The 1,203-nt window shown below is 43.9% G+C and carries 1 protein-coding gene and 1 pseudogene; both read left to right on the top strand.

Going from position 1 to position 1,203, the window contains the following annotated elements:
* The first annotated feature begins 170 nt into the window (after positions 1-170).
* Positions 171-761, top strand: coding sequence for a LemA family protein (locus R7F07_RS25090; RefSeq protein WP_318110648.1), 591 nt, complete (start codon positions 171-173; stop codon positions 759-761).
* Positions 761-1,203 (top strand): annotated as a pseudogene (locus R7F07_RS25085) (Zn-dependent protease); the annotation flags it as partial. The gene R7F07_RS25090 and the pseudogene R7F07_RS25085, both read left to right, overlap by 1 nt.

The following is a 1,203-nucleotide window of genomic DNA, read 5'->3' as shown; positions in this document are numbered from 1 at the left end:
TTGCTCTCCTTGAGAATCCTTTCCCTTTGTTCTTATCCTAAATGGCTCTCATATTTCTTACGCAATGCGTGCCATATTTAAAAATACCCCACATTATAAGTAAGTCTAATTTGCTTAATATCTCAACTACTTATATAAAACACTGATACATTCACAAAATGGAACTCACTATGACTGCACTGATTGTCTTTTTTTTTATTGTTCTGCTGGTTGTGGTTTACGCAATCAGTATTTACAACAAGCTCGTTACTCTACGAAATCGCTTTAAAAACAGCTTCGCTCAAATCGAAGTTCAACTGAAACGTCGATACGACCTAATTCCGAATTTAGTAAACACCGCTAAAGGTTACATGGATCATGAGAAGGAAACGTTTGAACGCGTTATCCAAGCTCGTAACCAAGCGATAGCAGGTTTAAAAGCCGCCAGTGATGCACCAGATAGTGATGCTGCAATTAGCCAGCTTAGCCAAGCAGAAGGCATGTTACAAAACGCTCTAGGCAAACTGAACGTTGTGGTTGAAGCCTACCCTGAATTAAAAGCAAACGAGACGATGAGCCAACTCCAAGAAGAGCTAACCAGTACCGAAAACAAAGTCGCGTTTGCTCGCCAAGCATTTAATGATGCCGTGACCAGCTACAACACTTACAAGCAAACATTCCCACCCGTTATCTTCGCGAACACATTTGGTTTCCAAGACGGTAAGTTACTTGAGTTTGCAGACACAGAAGCAATCCAAGAAGCGCCGAAGGTTGTGTTCTAATGGACTTTTTTCATCATCAAGACACTGCGCGCCAGCGAACTGGACTTTTGGTGATGCTATTCACTTTGGCCGTTTTAGCCATCACAGGGCTAGTGAGTGTCATTTCGATTGGCATCTACTTCTATTTCACTGGCGAACCGTTCACCACTCAATCCATCATCAGTTATTGTTTGTTGAGCTTTGTGGGCGTGCTATTGGTTGTCAGCATCAGCTCATTCGTTCGTCTTAGTGAGCTAAACGCCAATGGTGGACGTGGCGTTGCAGAAAGTATCGGCGGCAAGTTGATTTCGACAGACACGTCAAATGCGAAACACCGCCAGTTACTCAATGTTGTGGAAGAAATGTCCATCGCGTCAGGGATTCCCGTGCCACCAGTTTATGTGATGGCGGAAGAGCACGGCATCAACGCGTTTGCTGCAGGCATGAGCATTGATGATGCTGT

It is taken from the genome of Vibrio sp. YT-16 (assembly GCF_033337405.1).
GTDB classification, from domain to species: domain Bacteria; phylum Pseudomonadota; class Gammaproteobacteria; order Enterobacterales; family Vibrionaceae; genus Vibrio; species Vibrio alginolyticus.
Note: the sequence above shows the minus strand (reverse complement) of the source record. Positions and strands in the feature narration are given on the sequence as shown.

Bases quoted from the DNA above. Each gene is read 5' to 3' on its own strand.
- R7F07_RS25090 (WP_318110648.1), top strand. From the start codon at position 171: ATGACTGCACTGATTGTCTTTTTTTTTATTGTTCTGCTGGTTGTGGTT.